The sequence below is a fragment of the Priestia sp. P5_B4 genome, from assembly GCF_056400385.1.
Map to the genome: position 1 here is coordinate 1 of NZ_JBFULJ010001120.1, position 1,046 is coordinate 1,046.

Here is a 1,046-nt window from a genome sequence, read left to right on the forward strand (position 1 = left end):
AATCTATTGCTCCGATGGCGGGCGTAATGCTGAATATGAAAGAAGAACTGAAGGTGAATGTTCACAAAGTTCACGCGCAGTCTTGAATGAACAGGAATACTTTCCCTCTTTATATCAGGCTGTCAATTTATTGACACATCCTGCATTGAGATTTATCATAGGGTAATATTTGATAGAGATTACTGAAGGATTTTTAGAGGGGACTATGGATAAAACAATTAAACAGTTAGTGTCGCTAGTTGAAACATCATTACTAACGCAAGTTACGATTCAAAGTGAAAGTGACTATGATCCAGTTGAAGTTACGAACAAAACAAAAGAGTGGGTACTTATTGGTAAAGGAAACTATGCCGGTGTGTTTACGCACGAAAATTATCCTGAATTTGTCGTGAAAGTATACGGAAGAGAAATTTATGGTGTAAAGAAAGAAGCGCAAGTGTATAGAAAGCTGGGCGTTCACCCAGCTTATTCTCAACTTTTTCATGAGGGAAAGACGTACTTGATTTTAAAAAGACTTACAGGYGTTACCYTGTATGATGCCATCCAGCGGGGAATAAAGATTCCAGAACAAGTCATAAAAGATGTGAACGCAGCTTTGGACTATGCAAGAAGCCAGGGTTTAAACCCGTATGATGTGCATGGTAAAAATGTCATGATGAAAGATGGAAGAGGGTATGTGGTKGATATCTCTGACTTTTATAAAGAAGGTATTGATAAAAAATGGACAGACCTTGTAAAAGCTTATTACACCTTTTATCCGTTTATTGATAAGTACCATATCCGCTTGCCGTACCCGCTTTTAAACGTTATCAGAAAAGCATATCGTCTATATCGTAGAATCAAATCAAAAAGGAGTTTCCGCTAAAGGGAACTCCTTTTTAAGATGAAATACAGCGCAATACATGCTGCTGCTCAAAAGTTGGTTTTAATTTGAATAGAATGGTTTGTAGTATTTCAGATTGATAGACAAATTTTAGCGTATGTTTAAGGGAAAGAGGATGTAAGAAAGAACGTATTCTTTTTTCAGCATAACGTATCACCTGTTC

The 1,046-nt window shown here is 36.9% G+C and carries 1 protein-coding gene; it reads left to right on the top strand.

Going from position 1 to position 1,046, the window contains the following annotated elements; all coding sequences use genetic code 11:
* The first annotated feature begins 205 nt into the window (after positions 1–205).
* On the top strand, positions 206–865 hold the full coding sequence (locus AC1DRF_RS29285; RefSeq protein WP_230183963.1) for a serine/threonine-protein kinase: 660 nt from the start codon (positions 206–208) through the stop codon (positions 863–865).
* Positions 866–1,046: the final 181 nt, after the last annotated feature.